Here is an 18170-nt window from a genome sequence, read left to right as displayed (position 1 = left end):
TGGCTTGCCAGCGAGCTTTTGAGGCCCGAAAGCTCGCTGGCAAGCCAGCTCCCACAATTGTTTGGAACGCCTGAAACCGAGTGCCGACCCATGTCCACCCTCGTCCTTTACCCCGCCTACGTCCTGCACTCGCGCCCCTATCGCGAGAACAGCGCCCTGGTCGACTTCCTTACCCCGGGCGGCCGCCTGCGCGCCGTGCTGCGCAGCGCCCGGGGCAAGGCCGGCAGCCTGGCGCGGCCGTTCGTGCCGCTGGAAGTGGAGTTCCGTGGCAAGGGTGAGCTGAAGAACGTCGGGCGCATGGAAGCGGTGGGCGTGGCCTCCTGGATGGTCGGCGACGCGCTGTTCAGCGGCCTGTACCTGAACGAACTGCTGACCCGCCTGCTGCCGGCCGAAGACCCCAACCAGGTTATCTACGACAGCTACGCCGCCACTTTGCAGGCGCTGGCCGCCGGCCTGCCGCTGGAGCCGCTGCTGCGCGCGTTCGAATGGCGGCTGCTGGATGAACTGGGCTACGGCTTCGCCATGGACAGCGACGTCAACGGCGACCCGGTGGAGGCCGACGGCCTGTACCGCCTGCAGGTGGACGCCGGCCTTGAACGCGTGTGGCTGATCCAGCCCGGCCTGTTCAAGGGCAGCGAGCTGCTGGCCATGGCCGAAGCCGACTGGACTGCCCCCGGCGCATTGAGCGCTGCCAAGCGCCTGATGCGCCAGGCGCTGGCCGTGCACCTGGGCGGTCGTCCGCTGGTCAGTCGGGAACTGTTTCGCAAGCCGTGAGCACCACGTATCCTTGGGGTCTCAATTCCAAGGAGCGCTCCCGTGACCACCAGCAATCGCATTCTTCTCGGCGTCAACATCGACCACGTGGCAACCCTGCGTCAGGCCCGCGGCACCCGCTACCCTGACCCGGTCAAGGCTGCGCTGGACGCCGAAGAGGCGGGCGCCGACGGCATCACCGTGCACTTGCGCGAAGACCGCCGGCACATCCAGGAACGCGACGTGCTGCTGCTCAAGGACGTGCTGCAGACGCGCATGAACTTCGAAATGGGCGTTACCGAAGAGATGCTGGCGTTCGCCGAACGCATCCGTCCGGCCCACGTGTGCCTGGTGCCGGAAACCCGCCAGGAGCTGACCACCGAAGGCGGCCTAGACGTGGCCGGCCAGGAAGCGCGTATCCAGGCGGCGGTAGAGCGCCTGAGCAAGATCGGCTGTGAAGTGTCGCTGTTCATCGACGCCGACGAGCGCCAGATCGCCGCCTCCAAGCGCGTGGGCGCGCCGGCCATCGAGCTGCACACGGGCCGTTACGCCGATGCCGAAACCCCGGCGCAGGTGGCTGAGGAGCTTAAGCGCATCGCCGATGGCGTGGCGTTTGGCGTGGCCCAGGGGTTGATCGTCAATGCCGGCCATGGCCTGCACTACCACAACGTGGAGGCGGTGGCGGCCATCAAGGGCATCAACGAATTGAACATCGGCCATGCGCTGGTGGCCCATGCGTTGTTCGTGGGCTTCAAGGCGGCGGTGAGCGAGATGAAGCAGCTGATCGTGGCTGCTGCTCGCTGATTGCGTAGGCTTCGGACGCGGCCTGCGGCCGCTGCTACGGGAGGGGGAGGGCACAATCCTCCGTAGCAGCGGCCGAAGGCCGCGTCCGCGATCTCAACCTTTCAAATAACCTTCCACCAACCCCACCCAGCACGCCGCGCCCAGCGGGATCACCGCGTCGTCGAAGTCGTAGTGGTCGTTGTGCACCGAGCACCCGCTGAACTCGCCGGTGCCGTTGCCCAGGATAAAGTAGCAGCCCGGCTTCTCGTGCAGCATCCAGGCGAAGTCCTCGCTGCCCATGATGCGCACCGGCATTTTCTCCAGCACGTTCTGCGCGCCCAGCACCTCACGGGCCACGCCCAGCATGCGCTCGGTCTCGGCCTTGCTGTTGACCAGCACCGGGGCCAGCAGGCAGTAGTCGATCTCGGCCCTCACGCCGAAGCTGGCGGCTTGCCCCTCGACAATCTCGCGAATGCGCTTCTCCACCCGCTCACGCACGGCCGGGTCGGCGGTGCGCACGCTGAGCATCACCTTGGCCGTCTCGGGAATGATGTTGTACGCGGTGCCGGCCTGCACCATGCCCACGCTGAGCACGGCGGCGTCATCGGTGGACAGGTTGCGCGAGATCACCGTCTGCAGCGCGGTGATGATGCTGGCCAGCGCCGGCACCGGGTCGATGGCCCGCTCGGGCATGGCGCCATGGCCGCCACGGCCGGTCAGGGTGATGGTCACGCGCTCGGACGAGGCCATGAAACCGCCGGCCTGCACCACGGCCTGGCCCACGGGCAGGCCGGGCATGTTGTGGTAGGCGTACACCGCGTCGCAGGGGAAGCGGGTGAACAGGCCGTCGTCGATCATCTGCTTGGCGCCGCACAGGCCTTCTTCGTCCGGCTGGAAGATCAGGTTCAGGGTGCCGTCGAACTTGGCGTGCAGGGCCAGCTGCTCGGCCGCGGCCAGCAGCGTGGCGGTGTGGCCGTCGTGGCCGCAGGCGTGCATGCGCCCCTGGTACTGGCTGGCCCAGGGCAGGCCGTTCTTTTCCAGGATCGGCAGGGCGTCCATGTCGGCACGGATGCCCAGGGTGCGCGCGCCGTTGCCGCGCTTGAGCACGCCCACCACGCCGCAGCCGCCCACCCCGGTATGCACCTCGTAGCCCCAGGCACCGAGCATCTCGGCCACCAGGCCGGCAGTGCGTGGCACCTCGCCGCCCAGTTCGGGGAAGCTGTGGATGTCGCGGCGGATGGTGGCGAAATGTTCAGCGCTGGCTTGCAGTTTCTGGTTGATGATCAGGTTGCTCACGGTTGCTTCCTTTTTCTGGCAGTAAAGGGGGGAGTCAGTCGCGGCCCGGATGTTCGGGGAACAGGCGCAGGGCGATCAGGCTCATGATCAGGGTGGCGATCAGGTACAGGGCCGGGGTCAGCGGGTTGCCCGTCAGGCCGATCAGCCAGGTCACCAGCAACGGTGAGAAGCCGCCGAACAGGGTCACACCGAAGCTGTAGATAACCGACAGCCCGGTGACGCGCTGCTCGCGGGGGAAGGCCTCCATCAGCATGGCGAAGCTGGCACCCACGCCCACGGCCATGGGCATGATCAGCAGGGTGATGGCCAGCATGCACAGCCAGGTGCTTTGCAGGCCCAGCAGCAGGAACGCGGGGTAGGCGAACACCAGTGCCAGGCCGGCGATCCAGTACAGCAATGGCTTGCGCCGGGGCAGGCGGTCGGCGTAGCGCGAGGCAATGGGCGGAATCACCGCCAGCAGGGCGCTGGCCAGGCCCACCAGGGCGAAGGCAAAGCTGCTGGGGTAATGCAGGGTGCGCACCAGGTAGGTGGGCATGTAGAACACCACCATGTACATGCTCACGGTGGAGGCGGCCATCCACATGATGCCCAGCAGCAGCGTGCCCTTGTGTTCGCGCAGCAGTTGCATCAGCGAAGGCGTGTTGGTGGTTTCAGTATGGGTTTCCTCCAGGTGCTGGCGAATGAACCAGCCCACCGGACCAATCAGCAGGCCGATCACGAACGGCACGCGCCAGCCCCAGCTTTCGAGCGATTCGGGGCTCAGGTTGCTGCTCAGCAGCAGGCCGGTGAGGGCGCCCAGCAGCGCCGCAGCGCCCTGGCTGGCGCCTTGCCAGCTGACCATGAAGCAGCGGTTGTCGGTGTGCCCCGATTCCATCAGGAACGCCGAGGCGCTGCCCACTTCGCCGCCGGCCGACAGCCCTTGCAGCAGGCGGCCGAACACCAGCAGCAGGGTGGCGGCGATGCCGATGCTCGAATAGGTGGGGGTGAAGGCGATGATGCCGGTGCCCAGGGTCATCAGCGCGATGGTCAGCGACAGCGCCGCCTTGCGGCCCTTGCGGTCAGCCACGCGGCCGATCAGCACCGCGCCCAGCGGGCGCATCAGGAAGCCCACGGCGAAGGTCGCCAGGGACATCAGCAGCGAGGCCAGCGCCGACTCGCCGGGGAAGAACAGCTTGCCGATGATCACCGCGAAGAAGCTGTACACGGTGAAATCGTAGATCTCCAGGCCGTTGCCCAGGGACGAGGCAATCACCACGCGGCGCATCTTGCGCGCTTGCAGCGAGGCCTGGGCCGGGCTGGGTTGGAGGGGCAAATCACTGGCGGGGGTGCTCTTCATGGCGATGTTCCTGTACCCGGGATCGTGGTGGTCCGCAGTGTTGAACAGCGCCGGTGAAAGTGCACATCGCTTTTATGCAAGCCCCCAACCGTTGGTGCGGGTCAGGGGCGGCGCAGGAAATGGCGGGAGCGCCGGGTGGGCATTTTCGACTCGCGGTGCGCGAATGTGGTGCCCTTGAGGTGGGCAGAAGGGTAACGCGAGACGTTCTCCAGACAGGGCGCCGGCATTTGCGTATCAGAACAAACCCCGTGGCAGAGGCCCCACCCGCCTCATCCAGCGCGCCGTGCAACCCCTTGCGCAATGCTCCATTGGGATGCCGGATCGTTTTTGTGGGAGCTGGCTTGCCAGCGAGCTGTTCAAGTGCCAAAAGCTCGCTGGCAAGCCAGCTCCCACCCGATATCGTTGTTACGGATTAGACGATGGCGGGCTTGTTGGCCAGTTGTTCCTGCAACTGGGCAAACAGCTGCCCTGCGGTCTTGGTCAGGTAGCTGCGGTTCACGCACACCAGGTTCACCGAGTATTCGGGCACCGGCTCCTGAATGTCGACCTTCAGCAGGTGCTTGGACATGTCGCTCAGGCCCACCAGGTCATGCCCCAGGGCCGGCTGGCTCATGATCATCACCGCGTCGCTGTCGATCAGCATCTTGATCGCCAGGTTCATGGCCGTGCATTCGAACACCTTGCGCGGGCGGCCCAGGGCACTGCCTTCGAACAGCTGGTTGAACTGCGACTGGCTGTCGGTGAGCGGGTCGACGCTGATCCAGTGCGCCTGCTGCAACAACCGCAGCGAGCGCACCATGCGCAGCGGGTGGTCCTTGCGCACCACCACCACGCCGGGAATGCGGCACAGCGGCTGCCAGTCCAGGCCCACGGCGTTGGCCGGCACCTGGGAGGTCAGGGCAAAGTCCAGCAGGCCGTCGCGCAGGTGCTGCAGCAGCTGGGTGGGGCGCATTTCCAGCACCTTCAGCGTGGCGTTGGGGTAGCTGTGCTGGAAGTCCACCAGGCTCTGCTTGAGCGGCTGCAGCAAAGCGGTGACGGGCGTCACGCCGATGGTGATCTCGCTCACCACCAGGCCCTTCATGTCTTCGATTTCCTGGCGCGCGCGGCGCACGCTTTCCAGTGCCTGGCGGGCGTGGCCGAGCATGCGCTGGCCGTATTCGGTGAGGGTCATGCCCTTGTTGGAGCGCACCAGCAAGGTAATGCCCAGCTCGTTTTCAAGTTCCTTGATGGCGCGGCTCAGGGCCGACTGGGTCAGGTGCAGCACTTGCGAGGCGTCTTGCAGGCTACCGGTTTCGTGGATGGAGACTAAAGCGCGAAGTTGATGCAGTTTCATTGTTATTCCCGACATGGGCCCGCAGGCCTGCTAGGTTGCCCTACTTGGCAGTTCTTCTGGGCGAAGTGTGCCAGAGGGCAACCCGGCCCGACTAGCGGCCGTATACCGGGAAGTCGCGGCTTAGTGCCGCAACCTGGGCGGCTACCTCGGCTTCCACGTCGGCATCGCCCATATGATCCAGCACGTCGCAGATCCAGCCGGCCAGGCGCGTGCACTCGGCGGTACCGAAGCCGCGGGTGGTTACCGCCGGGGTACCGATGCGCAGGCCCGAGGTCACGAACGGCGACTGCGGGTCGTTGGGCACGGCGTTCTTGTTGACGGTGATGTGCACGCGGCCCAGGGCGGCGTCGGCGTCCTTGCCGGTGAGGCCGCGGCGGATCAGGCTGACCAGGAACAGGTGGTTGTCGGTGCCGCCGGACACCACATCGTAGCCACGGTCAACGAACACCGCGGCCATGGCTTGGGCGTTGTCGATGACCTGCTGTTGATACGCCTTGAATCCGGGCGCCAGCGCCTCCTTGAAGCACACCGCCTTGCCAGCGATGACGTGCATCAGCGGGCCGCCCTGGCCGCCGGGGAACACCGCCGAGTCGAGCTTCTTCTCTAGCGCCGGGTTGCTGCGCGCCAGGATCAGGCCGCCGCGTGGGCCGCGCAGGGTCTTGTGCGTGGTGGTGGTGACCACGTCGGCGTAGGGCAGCGGGTTGGGGTACAGGCCGGCGGCCACCAGCCCGGCGACGTGGGCCATGTCGACGAACAGGTAGGCGCCGACCTTGTCGGCGATGGCGCGGAAGCGGGCGAAGTCCAGGGTGCGCGAATAGGCCGAGAAACCGGCAATCAGCATCTTTGGCTGGTGCTCCACGGCCAGGCGTTCCACCTCGTCGTAGTCGATCAGGCCCTGGTCGTCGATGCCGTACTGCACGGCGTTGTACAGCTTGCCGCTGAAGCTCACCTTGGCGCCGTGGGTCAGGTGCCCGCCGTGGGCCAGGCTCATGCCCAGCACCGTGTCGCCCGGTTGCAGCAGGGCCAGGAACACCGCGGCGTTGGCCTGGCTGCCCGAGTGCGGCTGCACGTTAGCGTAGTCGGCGCCGAACAGCTGCCTGGCGCGGTCGATGGCCAACTGCTCGACCACGTCGACGAACTCACAGCCGCCGTAGTAGCGCTTGCCCGGGTAGCCTTCGGCGTATTTGTTGGTCAGCACCGAGCCCTGGGCCTCGATGACCTGCGGGCTGGTGTAGTTCTCGGAAGCGATCAGCTCGATGTGCTGCTCCTGGCGGCGCGCCTCCAGGGCGATGGCGTCGTGCAGGGCGGGGTCGAAATCGGCGAGGGTGAGGCTTTTGGAGAACATGGCGCGGTCCTTGTGTTCTGTTTGGAATGAGGTTGAACAGAGCAAGGGCAGTGCCAGAAATTAAATCGTTATAAATCAATTATTTACGGTTTTACGTCTTTAAGAGTGCAATGAAATCATTACGGCTCCAAAGCCACCGAGGTCCGGTATCGCTCGATAAGCCGGACGCTCGGTTCATTTCGTATTGATTTCATTCCTTTGGAGTGAAATCAATACGGCCTAGCGCTCCGACAACCGAATCACCCACCGCGCCAGCCACGCGCCCGTCACGATCACCCCGAACAGCCGCAGCGTCTGCATCGCCAGCACCAGCCCTACGTCCGAATGGGTGTCCACCGCGATGATCGCCATGGAGTCCAGGCCGCCCGGGCTGGTGGCCAGGTACACCGAGAGGAAGTCCTTGCCCAGCAGGTCTGCCACCAGCCACGCCGACAGCGCGCACAGCACGATCAGCAGCAGCGAGCCGCTGATCATCGCCGGCAGCCGCTTGAACACGTAGCGAATGGTGGTGCGGTCGAAACGCAGGCCCACGTAGCAGCCTACCGTAGCGTAGGCCAGGCTCAGCACCGGCGCTGGCAGCACGATGTGGATCAGCCCGCACAGCTGCAGCACGCCGCCCAGCAGCAACGGCCCCAGCAGGGCGCCGGCCGGCAGGCGCGTGCCCAGCAGCACGCCGATGACGATCACCGCCAGGCTCAGCGCCAGGTCCAGTAGCGGCGCGCCCTGCAGGCTGACCACCGCGCCATGGGCCTGGGTGCCGCTGCCGTCGGCGCCCAGCAGGCGGCTGACCAGCGCGCCGATCATCACCACGCACACCACCCGCACGTATTGCATGGTGGCGACGATGCGGCCATCGGCGCCGTTGTCCTCGGCCATCGAGACCATGGCCGAGGCTGCCCCCGGCGAGGTGCCCCAGGCCGCGGTGCGGGCGCCGATGCCACCGTAGCGGGCCATCACCAGGCCCACTGCGGTGCTCAGCAGCACGGTGAGGGCGGTGGCGAACAGCATCACCGGCCAGGACTGCACCACGGCGGTCAGCACCGCCATGCTGATGGAGTGCGCCACCAGCAGGCCGATGGTGCCCTGGCACAGGCGGAACGCCTGGCGGTGGATGCGCAGGGTGGTGCCGCAGACGCCGAAGCCGATGGCCACCAGCATGGGGCCGACGAATTGCCCGGCGGGCAGTTGCAGGTGGTTAAGCAGTTGGCCGGCGCTGCCGGCAAGGATGATCAGGGCGAACCACTGGGCCCAGGTGGGCCAGTAGCGTAGAGCGAGGGAAGGGGCACGCGACACGGTTTCAAGTCTCCAGGCGCCCTGGTCAAGGCAGGACGCGGAAGAATTATCGACCTGGCAACCGATCAAGTCTATTTTCTAATACTGATGAAACGATAACTGGCAGTTATGAATTATGGACCTGCGCGACCTCACCTACTTTGAAACCATCGCCGAGCTCGGCCACCTGGGCCGGGCCGCCGATAAGCTCAACCGCAGCCAGCCGGCGCTGACCAAGAGCATCCAGCGCCTGGAAGAATCCCTGGGCACCCAACTGTTCCGGCGCGAGGGCCGCGGCATCAAGCTCACCGACGTCGGCGAGCTGCTGCTGGCCCGTGGCCGCGAGCTGCGCCAGAGCATCGCCGAGACCGAGCGCGAGGTGAAGGACTTCGCCAGCGGCACAGTGGGCACCATTCGCCTGGGCTGCGCCGCGTCCATGGCCGACCACCTGCTGCCGCAGCTGACCGCGGCACTGCTGGAACGGGCGCCGGACATCACCCTGAACCTGACCATCGGCCAGGACGACGTGCTGCGCGAATCGCTGGTGGCGGGGCGCCTGGACCTGATCATCAGTTCGTTCATCGCCAGCGAAGGGCCGCTGGCCAGCTACCCGCTGCTGCGCGACGAAGCGGTGGTGGTGGCCAGCGCCAGCCACCCGATCTTCGACGGCCCCTACACCCTGGCCGACCTCAACCGTTACCGCTGGGTGCTGCCGGGGCCCACGGTGTCGTCGCGGCGCTGGCTGGATAACCTGTTCAGCAGCCGCGAACTGCCGCCGCCGGTGGTGCAGGTGGAGAGCAATACGGTGTCGGTGTTGCCGCGGCTGATCGCCCACACGCACCTGCTCAGTTTCTTCTCGCGTGAGTCGCTGGAGCATGGCATTGGCATGAACCTGCTGCGCGAGGTGGAGCTGGCGGAGACCACGGTGACGCGCACCATGGGGGTCACGGTGCGCATCGATGGCTACCTGTCGCCGGCGGCGCAGGTGCTGCTGGCTTTGCTCAAGGAGCGCGGCCAGCACGTGCTGGCGGGTTAAGGCGCGAACGGCAGCTCGCGCTTGTGCTGGCTGTTGTCGTAGGTGCGGACGATGATGGCGTAGGCCTCGTCGCTCACCTTCAGGCCGTGCAGGAAGGCGTCGATCTGTGCGTAGGTGACGCCGTGGGCTTCTTCGTCGGGCTTGCCTGGGCGCAGCTCCTCGAGGTCGGCGGTGGGCACTTTTTCCACCAGGTTTTCCGGCGCGCCCAGGTGCCGGGCAATGGCCCGTACCTGGTGTTTCACCAGGCCACTGAGCGGGGCCAGGTCGCAGGCGCCGTCGCCGAACTTGGTGAAGAAGCCCATCACCGCCTCGGCGGCGTGGTCGGTGCCGATCACCAGGCCGTTGTTGGCGTTGGCGATGGTGTACTGGGCCACCATGCGGATGCGCGCCTTGGTGTTGCCGATGACGAAGTCACGGCGGGCGTCGGTGAGGCCGTGCAGGTGGGCGACCTGCTCGGACAGGCCCAGCACGGCGCCGGCGATGTTCACGGTGTCTTCCACGTCGGCGCGGATGAACTGCATCGAGGCGGCGGCGTCGTGCTCGTCGTGCTGGATGTTGTACGGCAGGCGCACGGCGATGAATTTATAGCCCTGGTCGCCGGTTTCGGCGCGCAGTTCTTCCACCGACAGCTGGGCCAGGCGGCCGGCGGTCAGCGAGTCGACGCCGCCGCTGATGCCCAGCACCAGCACCTTGACGTGGGCGTTGCGCAGGCACTGCTTGATGAAGGCCTTGCGACGGTCGATTTCCGCTTCCAGCGCGGCAGCGTCGGCGAAGGGCGGCACCACGTTGAGGGCCTGGGCGATTTCGATTTGACGGTTGCTCATGTCGAACTCCTGAGGGTGCGATTCAGACGCGAAATACATGTTTGAGGTAGGTGACGAAGTTCTCGTCCAGGCACTGGGTCTTGCCCGGCGTATCGGAAATCTTCGCCACCGGATGGCCGTTGCAGGCGGTCATCTTGATCACGATGTTCATGGGCTCGACCCCGGGTATGTCGCAGGTCAGGTTGGTGCCGATGCCGAAGCTTACATTGATCCGCCCGTGCAGCGCTCTATACAGTTTCAGCGCCTTGGGCAGGTTCAGGCCGTCGGAGAAGATCAGGGTTTTGCTCAGCGGGTCGATGCCCAGGCTTTCATAGTGCTGGATGGCCTTTTCCGCCCACTGCAGCGGGTCGCCGGAATCGTGGCGCAGGCCGTCGAAGAGCTTGGCGAAGTACAGGTCGAAGTCCTTGAGGAAGGCATTCATGGTGATGCAGTCGGTCAGGGCGATACCCAGCAGGCCACGGTATTCGCGCACCCAGCAGTCGAGGGCGGCGATCTGGCTGTCGATGAGGCGCGGGCCCAGTTGCTGGTGGGCCATGAACCACTCGTGGGCCATGGTGCCGATGGGCTTCACGTCCAGTTCGCGGGCCAGGTGCACGTTGCTGGTGCCGACGAAACGGCCGGGGAAGTCGCGCTTGAGGATGTGCACCACCTCTTCCTGCACCCGGTAGCTGAAGCGCCGGCGGGTGCCGAAGTCGGCCAGCTGGAAGCCGGCCAGTTCGCTGGCGCTGGCTTCGCCCTTGAGCCAGTCGAGCTTCTTGTACAGCGGCTCGCTGGCCTGCTCCATGACGATATTGCCGTAGCGCTGGCGGTTGCGCACCTCGCTGATGATCGCCAGCAGCGGGATCTCGTAGAGAATCACGTGCAGCCACGGCCCGCGCAGGCGAATGCACAGCTGGCCGGCCTCGACGCTGGTGTGCACGTAGCGCAGGTTGAAGCGGAACAGGCTGAGGAAGCGGATGAAGTCCGGCTTCATGAACGGAATGCGTTCGAGAAACGCCAGCTGGTCGTGGGTGATGGAAATGTCGGCCAGGCGCTCGATCTGGTAGCGGATCTCGGCCAGGTACGGGGTCAGGTCCTCGGCGTTGCGGCAGCGGAATTCCCACTCCACCTCGGCGTTGGGGTAGTTGTGCAGCACCGCCTGCATCATCGTCAGTTTGTAGAAGTCGGTGTCCAGCAGGTTCTGCACGATACGGTCGGCAAATACGCTCTCGGCCATGCTCAGGCCTCCTTGTTCACGGCAGCAGCCAGTTCAGCGGCGCTGGCATAGAGTTCGATGCCCGCGGCCTGCATCTGCTGGCAGGCGGCGGTGGCAGTGGCCTCGGCGATGGCGCGGCAGGCGGGCAGGTACACGCCGACGCGGAAGCCGGCGTTGCGCAGCTGCAGGGCAGTGGTCTTCACGCAGTAGTCCAGCGCCAGGCCGCCTACCAGCACGAAGCCCACCGCCTGCTGGCGCAGGAACTCGATGGCGCCGGTGCTGCGGGTGTCGGCCAGGTCGTGGTAGCAGGCGCCGTAGGGGTGCAGGTCGGGCTCGATGCCTTTCCACACGAAGAAATCGTAGTCCAGCGGCTTGGGTAGCTCGTCCAGCAGCTCGAAGCCGGTGGTGCCGGGCACGCAGTGGCTGACCCAGGTGATGTCGGCGTTGGGCAGGGCCAGCGGCTGGAGCATTTTTTCCGGGCTGTCGACCACCCAGGCCGCTTGCGGCGAGTGGGCGTCCTTGCTGCCCAGGCGCAGGCTGGCGAAGCTGGCCAGGTGGTTGAGCGCCGCACCGATCAGATGGCCTTCGGGCACCGGCAGCTCGGCCGGGCAGAGGGGGGTGAAGCCTTTCTGGGCGTCGATGTCGAAACTGGCGATCTTCATGGGGCAACTCCTTGCTTCGCTGTGCGTGACTACATATTCCACCTGATGTAATATGTGGTCAAGCAAATTTTGCCGCCCCGCAATCCTGTAGCCGCTGCCGCAGGCTGCGCTGGCCCGACGGGTCGCTGGAGATCTCCTGTGAGGCACAGGGCCAGCGCAGCCTTCGGCAGCGGCTACAGCGAGAAGGATGCCTATGAACAACGCGCAGATACTGGCCAGCGTCGACATCGTCGCCCTGCGCCTCAACCCGCAGCAGCGCCTGGAGCTGCTGCTGATTCGCCGCGCCCGCGAGCCGTTCAAGGACCAGTGGGCGCTGCCCGGCGTGCTGGTGAATGGCCGCTGCGCCGATGCCAGCCTGGACGCCGCCGCCACCCGCGCCCTGGACGAGAAGGCGCGGGTGGTGCCGCGCCACCTGGAGCAGGTGGCCACCGTGGGCAGCGCCAGCCGCGACCCGCGTGGCTGGTCCATGAGCACCATTTACCTGGCGCTGCTGTGCCCGACCACGGCGCTGGAAGGCGATGACCTGCGCTTCTTCGCCCTGGACGCCATCCCGGCGCTGCCCTTCGACCACGCCGAGCTGGTGGCCCAAGCCCACGCCCGCCTGTCGGCGAAGGCGGTGTACACGGCCTTGCCGCTGCACCTGCTGCAACCGCGCTTCACCGTCACCGAGGCCCTGGCCGCGTTCGAGGCCAGCCTGGGCCAGGCGGTGCAGCACACCACCTTGCGCGGGCGCCTGGAACGCATGAAGGACAAGGGCTGGATCGTCGACACCGGGGAAAAGAACCGACCGCCCATGGGCCGCCCGCAGACCCTGCTCGAGCACCGCCCGGAGCCGGGCAAGGTGTTCGTGTTCGACCGCAGCGTGCTGGTGTGAGCCACACCTGACACATGTTTCACGGAGTTAAGAATCATTGGCAGTTAAAATCGGCGGCGTTTTTCATCCGACCGAGGTGTCCCGATGCAACGCCGTGCAACCCGTTCCACCCGCGCCAAAGGCCTGCTGGCCGCCCTGGCCCTGAGCCTGTTCAGCCCGTTGCTGCTGGCGCAGACGGTCACCGACATCGCCGGGCGCACGGTGCAGGTGCCGGACAACCCCCAGCACGTGCTGCTGGGCGAGGGGCGGATGATCTACGCCATGGCGCTGCTGGAAGGCAAGCAGCCGTTCCAGCGCGTGGCCGGCTGGCAAGGTGAACTGAGCTCGGTGGACAAGCCCGGCTATGACGCCTTCAAGGCCATTTACCCCGCCATCGCCAAGGTGCCGACCATCGGCACCACCTCCGAAGCCAGCGTCAGCGCCGAGAAGGTCCTGGCGCTGAACCCCGACGTGGCCATCTTCGGCATCGCCGGCCATGGCCCGAGCCTGGACAACCCCATCGTCAAGCAGCTGCAGGACGCCGGCGTGCCGGTGGTGTTCATCGACTTCCGCCAGCACCCGATGCAGAACACCGTGCCCAGCATGCGCCTGCTGGGCCAGGTGCTGCACCGCGAGCCACAGGCCCAGGCCTACATCGATTTCTACCAGCAGCACCTCAAGCGCGTGCAGGACGTGGTTGGCAAGATCCCCCGCGAGCAGCGCCCCAGCGTGTTCATCGAGATGCTGGCCGGCGTCGGCAAGGGCGGCATTCCCTGCTGCCACACCGCCGGCAACGGCAACATGGGCGAGTTCATCGAAGCCGCCGGCGGCAACAACATCGCCGCCGGGCTGCTGCCGGGCATCATCGGTGACATCAACCTGGAAAAACTCATTGCCGCCGACCCGCGCTTCTACCTGGTCAGCGGGACCCGTGACAACAGCGCCACCGACGCCGGCTACAAGGCTGGCGGTGGCGTGAGCGTGGCCAACGCCCGCGCAAGCCTGCAGACCCTGGTGTCGCGCGAGGGCATCAACAGCCTTACCGCCGTGCGCGAAGGCCGGGTGCATGGCGTGTGGCACAACTTCTACAACTCGCCGCTGAACATCATGGCCATCGAAGCCATGGCCAAGTGGTTCTACCCGCAACAGTTCAAGGACCTCGACCCGCTGAAGACCCAGGCGGAGCTGCAGAAAATGTTGCCTGAAGACATCAGCGGCGCCTTCTGGGCCGACCTGAAGGCTGCGCCATGAACATGGAGGTTGCAACGCAGCAGGCGATCACCGACGACTACCAGCGCGTGCTGCGCCGGCGCCTGGTGCTGCTGGGGCTGTTCGCGGTGGCCATCGTCGCCTCGCTGCTGCTGGACTTCACCCTCGGGCCATCGGGCCTGACCTTGCACGACCTGTGGCAGACCCTGGTGCACAAGGCCTCGGTGAACCCCGGCCAGCAGGTGATTGTCTGGAGCATCCGCCTGCCCCAGGCGCTGATGGCGGTGCTGGTGGGCGCCGCCCTGGGCCTGGCCGGCGCCGAGATGCAGACCATCCTCAACAATCCGCTGGCCAGCCCGTTCACCCTGGGCGTGTCCCATGCCGCGGCGTTTGGCGCGGCGCTGGCGATCGTGCTCAACCTGGGCATTCCCGGCGTGCCGGACGAGTGGCTGGTGGCGATCAATGCCTTCCTCTTCGCCTTGATCGCCACCCTGGCGCTGGACCTGCTGGCGCGCTGGCGCAAGGCCGACACCAGCGTGGTGGTGCTGTTCGGCATCGCCCTGGGCTTCACCTTCGGTGCGTTGGTGTCGCTGATTCAGTTCGTGGCCACCGAAGACTCGCTGCAGGCCCTGGTGTTCTGGACCCTGGGCAGCCTGGCACGGGCCAGCTGGATGAAAGTCGGCCTGCTGGCGCTGGCCGTGGCGGCGGCCTTGCCCCTGGCCCTGCGCCGGGCCTGGCAGCTGACCGCGCTGCGCCTGGGTGAAGACCGCGCGGCCAGCTTCGGCATCGACGTGAAGCGTTTGCGCCTGGGCACCTTGCTGCGGGTCAGCGTGCTGTCGGCGCTGGCGGTGGCTTTCGTCGGCACCATCGGCTTCATCGGCCTGGTGGGCCCGCACATCGCGCGGCTGCTGTTCGGCGAGGACCATCGCTTCTACCTGCCGGGCAGCGCCCTGGCCGGCGCGTTGATTCTGTCGCTGGCCTCGGTGGCGTCGAAGAACATCATCCCCGGGGTGCTGATTCCCGTGGGTATCGTCACCTCGCTGGTGGGCATTCCCTTCTTCCTGTCCATCGTGCTGCGCCGCAGCGGAGGCCACTGATGCTTGAAGTACGGCAACTGGACGTCAGCTACGGCAAGCGTCGCATCATCGAGCAGCTGTCGCTGGCCGGCATCGGCCGGGGCCAGGTCACCGCGTTGCTGGGGCCCAACGGCTGCGGCAAGTCCACCCTGCTCAAGGCCATCGCCGGCCTGACGCCGGCCAGCGGCCAGGTGTTGCTGGAAGGCGACGACCTGCTCAAGGCCAGCTACGCCGCCCGTGCCGAGCGCGTGGTGTACCTGCCCCAGAGCCTGCCGGCCAGCGTGCACCTGCGGGTGTTCGAATCGTTGCTGGTGGCGCGCCGCGCCAGTGGCAACACCCCGCGCCAGCAGGACATCGACGAAGCCCGGGCGCTGCTGGAGCGGCTGGGCATCGCCCACCTGGCCATGAGCTTCCTCGACCAGCTGTCAGGCGGGCAGAAGCAGTTGGTGGGCCTGGCCCAGGCGCTGATCCGCAAGCCGCTGCTGCTGTTGCTGGACGAGCCGCTGAGCGCGCTGGACCTCAACCACCAGTTCCACGTGATGGAGGTGATTGGCCAGGAGACCCGCGAGCGCAACATGGTGACCCTGATCGTGCTGCACGACATCAACATCAGCCTGCGCCAGACCGACCGGGTGCTGATGCTCAAGGGCGGGCGGTTGATTGCCCACGGGGCGCCGGCCGAGGTCATCGATGGTGACAGCCTGGCGGCGGTGTATGGCGTGCGCGGGCGGGTGGAGCGCTGCTCCCGGGGCAGCGCCCAGGTGATGATCGACGGGTTGGTGTAACCCTTGTGGGAGCTGGCTTGCCAGCGAGCTTTTCGGGGCAGCCACAGCTCGCTGGCAAGCCAGCTCCCACAGGTGGATTACTTGCGGGCCTTGATCACCGCGCGCATCGGTGCCGGCAGGCCTTCGATGGTGCGGCTGTGGTCGTTGGGGTCGAGGAAATCGCCCAGCGACTGGTATTTCATCCACTCGGTGCTGCGCTGTTCCTGCACGGTGGTCAGGCTCACGTCCACGCACTCGATGTCAGTGAAACCGGCGCGCCGCAGCCACAGCTCCAGGGCCGGCACCGAGGGCAGGAACCATACATTGCGCATCTGCGCGTAGCGGTCCTCGGGCACCAGCACCTGGTGCTTGTCGCCTTCCACCACCAGGGTTTCCAGCACCAGTTCGCCGCCCTTCACCAGGCAGTCCTTGAGGGCCAGCAGGTGTTCGATGGGCGAGCGGCGGTGGTAGAACACGCCCATGGAAAACACCGTGTCGAAGCCTTCCAGGTTCGCCGGCAGGTCTTCGAGGGCGAACGGCAGGTGCCAGGCAGGCAGGTCCGGCAGGTAGCGCTGCACGGCCTGGAACTGGCAGAAGAACAGCCAGTTGGGGTCCACGCCGATGACGCTGTCGGCGCCGGCGCCGAGCATGCGCCACTGGTAGTAGCCATTGCCGCAGCCCACGTCCAGCACGCGCTTGCCCTTGAGGTCGAGGTGCGGGGCCACTCGCGACCATTTCCAGTCCGAGCGCCATTCGGTGTCCACGTGCACGCCGAACAGGTTGAACGGGCCCTTGCGCCAGGGCGACAGGCCCATCAGCGCGCTGCGCATCTGTGCGCGGGTGGCGTCGTCGCAGGCGCAGTCCAGGGTCAGGCTGCTGGCCAGCTCGACTTCGCTGGGCACCAGGGCTGGCAGGGCGTCCAGGGCCGCTTGCCAGCGTTCCAGGTCACCGTGGCCTTTTTCCATCTTGGCGTCGAGCTGGGCCTGCAGGCCCTCGCTCCACTTGGCCAGGGGCGTGCCCGCCATGCGGCGGACCAGGGGGGCTAGATCAATCATGGCAGGGCAATCAACGAGGCAAAGTTAAGGCATTGGAACCAAGGCACCACCTTGGAGAAACCGGCGGCCAGCAGGCGCTCGCGGTTTTCCTCCAGGCTGTCGGGCTTCATCACGTTCTCGATGGCGCTGCGCTTCTGGGCAATTTCCAGTTCGCTGTAGCCATTGGCACGCTTGAAGGCGATGTGCAGGTCGGTGAGCAGTTCGTGTTCCTGTTCATCGGCGAAGCGCAGCTTCTCCGACAGAATCAGCGCGCCGCCCGGCACCAGGGCCTGGCGGATGCGTTGCAGCAGGCCCAGGCGCTGGTCGGGGGCGATGAACTGCAGGGTGAAGTTCATGGCGATGACCGACGCCGGGGCGAAGTCCAGGCTGAGGATGTCGCCTTCGATGACCTGCACCGGCAGCAGCTCTTGGAACATCGAGTCCTGGGCGTTGAGGTATTCGCGGCAGCGCTCGACCATGGCGCTGGAATTGTCCACGGCGATCACCCGGCAGTCGTCGCTGCGCACGTGGCGGCGCAACGACTGGGTGACGGCGCCCAGGGAACTGCCCAGGTCGTACAGCGCGGTGTGCGGCTGGGCGAACTGCGCGGCCAGCACGCCGAGGTTCTCGACAATGGTCGGGTAGCCGGGCACCGAGCGCTTGATCATGTCCGGGAACACCCGCACCACGTCTTCGTTGAAGGCGAAGTCGGGCACTTGGGCCAGGGGCTGGGCGAAAAGGCGGTCGGGTTCTTTGCTCACGGCGGTTCCGGCGGGTCGGTAAAAAACGAAGGCCGGGATTTTACCGGGATTGGCGGTTTATTGCAGGTGAGATAGACAGACTGTGGGAGCTGGCTTGCCAGCGAGCTGTTGGGACCCTCTAAAAGCTCGCTGGCAAGCCAGCTCCCACAAGGGCTATTTGACGCTGATGGAACAATCAAACACCTGCACCGGCTTCACCTCCGGCGCCCACGGCTGCTGCAACACCAGCAGCAAGTGCCCGTCGCCTGCGGCCTTGGCCTGGAAGCGCCACACCGACTGGCCGGCCGCGCCGACCAGGCCGGCGTCCTCGGGGTTGGTGTAGACCTCGGGGCTGAGCACCTGCAGCACGTTGGGCGCAGGGTTCTGCACCAGCCAGCGGTAGCCGGTGGTGGGGTTGCTGGGCAGGGCCAGGGTCAGGGTCTGGCCGGTGACCAGTTTCAAGGGGCATTGGCTTTGCTTGGCCAGGTCGACGTTGTGCGTCGGTTGCTGGGCGCAGGCGGCCAGCAGCGCGAGGCTGGCAGGCAGGAGGAGGCGGGCAGCGGTCATGGACGGCTCCAGGTGAACGGGATGGCCGCCAGCATAACCGAAGATGTGTGTCATGGCGCACAGCTGTAGCCGCTGCCGCAGGCTGCGCTGGC

The 18170-nt window shown here is 66.4% G+C and carries 18 protein-coding genes; 7 read left to right on the top strand and 11 right to left on the bottom strand.

The window, feature by feature from the left end; translation table 11 throughout:
* The first annotated feature begins 90 nt into the window (after positions 1–90).
* Together recO and pdxJ are read left to right on the top strand one after the other, a co-directional pair.
* Positions 91–774 (top strand): DNA repair protein RecO, encoded by a 684-nt coding sequence (gene recO, locus AC0J42_RS25100; protein WP_416426608.1) that lies wholly within the window; start codon positions 91–93, stop codon positions 772–774.
* Positions 775–816: 42 nt separating this feature from the next.
* On the top strand, positions 817–1557 hold the full coding sequence (gene pdxJ / locus AC0J42_RS25095) for a pyridoxine 5'-phosphate synthase (RefSeq protein ID WP_473004338.1): 741 nt from the start codon (positions 817–819) through the stop codon (positions 1555–1557).
* Positions 1558–1650: 93 nt separating this feature from the next.
* On the opposite strand, the gene AC0J42_RS25090 is transcribed toward pdxJ, so the two are convergent.
* From AC0J42_RS25090 to AC0J42_RS25070, 5 genes are all read right to left on the bottom strand, one after another.
* A complete protein-coding gene (locus AC0J42_RS25090; protein WP_473004337.1) occupies positions 1651–2832 on the bottom strand; it encodes a M20 aminoacylase family protein in 1182 nt (393 codons plus the stop codon).
* 34 nt (positions 2833–2866) lie between these two features.
* The gene (locus AC0J42_RS25085; RefSeq protein ID WP_473004336.1) at positions 2867–4168 is read right to left on the bottom strand and encodes an MFS transporter; all 1302 of its coding nucleotides are present in this window, start codon (positions 4166–4168) and stop codon (positions 2867–2869) included.
* A gap of 412 nt (positions 4169–4580) precedes the next feature.
* On the bottom strand, positions 4581–5501 hold the full coding sequence (locus AC0J42_RS25080; protein ID WP_416426601.1) for a LysR family transcriptional regulator: 921 nt from the start codon (positions 5499–5501) through the stop codon (positions 4581–4583).
* Between the two features lie 91 nt (positions 5502–5592).
* Positions 5593–6846, bottom strand: coding sequence for a serine hydroxymethyltransferase (gene glyA / locus AC0J42_RS25075; protein ID WP_473004334.1), 1254 nt, complete (start codon positions 6844–6846; stop codon positions 5593–5595).
* Positions 6847–7065: 219 nt separating this feature from the next.
* Positions 7066–8139, bottom strand: a complete 1074-nt coding sequence (locus AC0J42_RS25070; protein WP_473004333.1) for an AbrB family transcriptional regulator — start codon at positions 8137–8139, stop codon at positions 7066–7068.
* 115 nt (positions 8140–8254) lie between these two features.
* Here AC0J42_RS25070 and AC0J42_RS25065 point away from each other — a divergent pair, with 115 nt between their 5' ends.
* Complete coding sequence (locus AC0J42_RS25065) at positions 8255–9154, top strand: LysR family transcriptional regulator (protein WP_416426598.1); 900 nt, start codon at positions 8255–8257, stop codon at positions 9152–9154.
* On the opposite strand, the gene nadE is transcribed toward AC0J42_RS25065, so the two are convergent.
* From nadE to AC0J42_RS25050, 3 genes are read right to left on the bottom strand one after another with little or no spacing between them, the layout of a single operon-like run.
* On the bottom strand, positions 9151–9978 hold the full coding sequence (gene nadE, locus AC0J42_RS25060; RefSeq protein ID WP_473004330.1) for an ammonia-dependent NAD(+) synthetase: 828 nt from the start codon (positions 9976–9978) through the stop codon (positions 9151–9153). The two genes, AC0J42_RS25065 and nadE, sit on opposite strands and share 4 nt — an antisense overlap.
* A gap of 22 nt (positions 9979–10000) precedes the next feature.
* A complete protein-coding gene (gene pncB / locus AC0J42_RS25055; RefSeq protein WP_473004328.1) occupies positions 10001–11194 on the bottom strand; it encodes a nicotinate phosphoribosyltransferase in 1194 nt (397 codons plus the stop codon).
* Between the two features lie 2 nt (positions 11195–11196).
* A complete protein-coding gene (locus tag AC0J42_RS25050; protein ID WP_473004327.1) occupies positions 11197–11835 on the bottom strand; it encodes an isochorismatase family protein in 639 nt (212 codons plus the stop codon).
* A gap of 193 nt (positions 11836–12028) precedes the next feature.
* On the opposite strand from AC0J42_RS25050, the gene AC0J42_RS25045 reads away from it, so the two are divergent.
* The 4 genes from AC0J42_RS25045 (at position 12029) to AC0J42_RS25030 (ending at position 15758) form a co-directional block, all read left to right on the top strand.
* On the top strand, positions 12029–12709 hold the full coding sequence (locus AC0J42_RS25045; RefSeq protein ID WP_416426593.1) for an NUDIX hydrolase: 681 nt from the start codon (positions 12029–12031) through the stop codon (positions 12707–12709).
* 84 nt (positions 12710–12793) lie between these two features.
* Entirely contained in the window at positions 12794–13939 is a 1146-nt protein-coding gene (locus AC0J42_RS25040; protein WP_473004326.1) for an ABC transporter substrate-binding protein, read from the top strand.
* A complete protein-coding gene (locus tag AC0J42_RS25035) occupies positions 13936–14994 on the top strand; it encodes a FecCD family ABC transporter permease (RefSeq protein ID WP_473004324.1) in 1059 nt (352 codons plus the stop codon). Before AC0J42_RS25040 ends, AC0J42_RS25035 begins: the two co-directional genes overlap by 4 nt.
* On the top strand, positions 14994–15758 hold the full coding sequence (locus AC0J42_RS25030) for an ABC transporter ATP-binding protein (protein WP_473004323.1): 765 nt from the start codon (positions 14994–14996) through the stop codon (positions 15756–15758). Before AC0J42_RS25035 ends, AC0J42_RS25030 begins: the two co-directional genes overlap by 1 nt.
* A 77-nt stretch (positions 15759–15835) precedes the next feature.
* Here the strand turns inward: AC0J42_RS25030 and cmoB are convergent, their stop codons facing one another.
* From cmoB to AC0J42_RS25015, 3 genes are all read right to left on the bottom strand, one after another.
* Positions 15836–16792: a tRNA 5-methoxyuridine(34)/uridine 5-oxyacetic acid(34) synthase CmoB gene (cmoB, locus tag AC0J42_RS25025; RefSeq protein ID WP_416426588.1), complete on the bottom strand. Its 957-nt coding sequence runs from the start codon at positions 16790–16792 to the stop codon at positions 15836–15838.
* Positions 16789–17532 (bottom strand): carboxy-S-adenosyl-L-methionine synthase CmoA, encoded by a 744-nt coding sequence (cmoA, locus tag AC0J42_RS25020; protein WP_416426587.1) that lies wholly within the window; start codon positions 17530–17532, stop codon positions 16789–16791. Before cmoA ends, cmoB begins: the two co-directional genes overlap by 4 nt.
* A gap of 153 nt (positions 17533–17685) precedes the next feature.
* The gene (locus AC0J42_RS25015; protein ID WP_416426586.1) at positions 17686–18078 is read right to left on the bottom strand and encodes a protease inhibitor I42 family protein; all 393 of its coding nucleotides are present in this window, start codon (positions 18076–18078) and stop codon (positions 17686–17688) included.
* Between the last annotated feature and the right edge of the window lie 92 nt (positions 18079–18170).

The organism is Pseudomonas sp. Tav-5-1A, from assembly GCF_055755055.1.
The sequence above is the reverse complement of the archived record's forward strand: the minus strand, read 5'-3'. Positions and strand labels throughout refer to the sequence as shown.

What these genes read in the sequence shown, in the direction of transcription:
- AC0J42_RS25030 (WP_473004323.1), top strand. Translation starts at nt 14,994, where the DNA reads ATGCTTGAAGTACGGCAACTGGACGTCAGCTACGGCAAGCGTCGCATC.
- recO (WP_416426608.1), top strand. Translation starts at nt 91, where the DNA reads ATGTCCACCCTCGTCCTTTACCCCGCCTACGTCCTGCACTCGCGCCCC.
- AC0J42_RS25015 (WP_416426586.1), bottom strand. Translation starts at nt 18,078, where the DNA reads ATGACCGCTGCCCGCCTCCTCCTGCCTGCCAGCCTCGCGCTGCTGGCC.
- AC0J42_RS25085 (WP_473004336.1), bottom strand. Translation starts at nt 4,168, where the DNA reads ATGAAGAGCACCCCCGCCAGTGATTTGCCCCTCCAACCCAGCCCGGCC.
- cmoB (WP_416426588.1), bottom strand. Translation starts at nt 16,792, where the DNA reads ATGATTGATCTAGCCCCCCTGGTCCGCCGCATGGCGGGCACGCCCCTG.
- AC0J42_RS25050 (WP_473004327.1), bottom strand. Translation starts at nt 11,835, where the DNA reads ATGAAGATCGCCAGTTTCGACATCGACGCCCAGAAAGGCTTCACCCCC.
- AC0J42_RS25045 (WP_416426593.1), top strand. Translation starts at nt 12,029, where the DNA reads ATGAACAACGCGCAGATACTGGCCAGCGTCGACATCGTCGCCCTGCGC.
- nadE (WP_473004330.1), bottom strand. Translation starts at nt 9,978, where the DNA reads ATGAGCAACCGTCAAATCGAAATCGCCCAGGCCCTCAACGTGGTGCCG.
- AC0J42_RS25080 (WP_416426601.1), bottom strand. Translation starts at nt 5,501, where the DNA reads ATGAAACTGCATCAACTTCGCGCTTTAGTCTCCATCCACGAAACCGGT.
- glyA (WP_473004334.1), bottom strand. Translation starts at nt 6,846, where the DNA reads ATGTTCTCCAAAAGCCTCACCCTCGCCGATTTCGACCCCGCCCTGCAC.
- AC0J42_RS25040 (WP_473004326.1), top strand. Translation starts at nt 12,794, where the DNA reads ATGCAACGCCGTGCAACCCGTTCCACCCGCGCCAAAGGCCTGCTGGCC.
- AC0J42_RS25065 (WP_416426598.1), top strand. Translation starts at nt 8,255, where the DNA reads ATGGACCTGCGCGACCTCACCTACTTTGAAACCATCGCCGAGCTCGGC.
- pncB (WP_473004328.1), bottom strand. Translation starts at nt 11,194, where the DNA reads ATGGCCGAGAGCGTATTTGCCGACCGTATCGTGCAGAACCTGCTGGAC.
- AC0J42_RS25035 (WP_473004324.1), top strand. Translation starts at nt 13,936, where the DNA reads ATGAACATGGAGGTTGCAACGCAGCAGGCGATCACCGACGACTACCAG.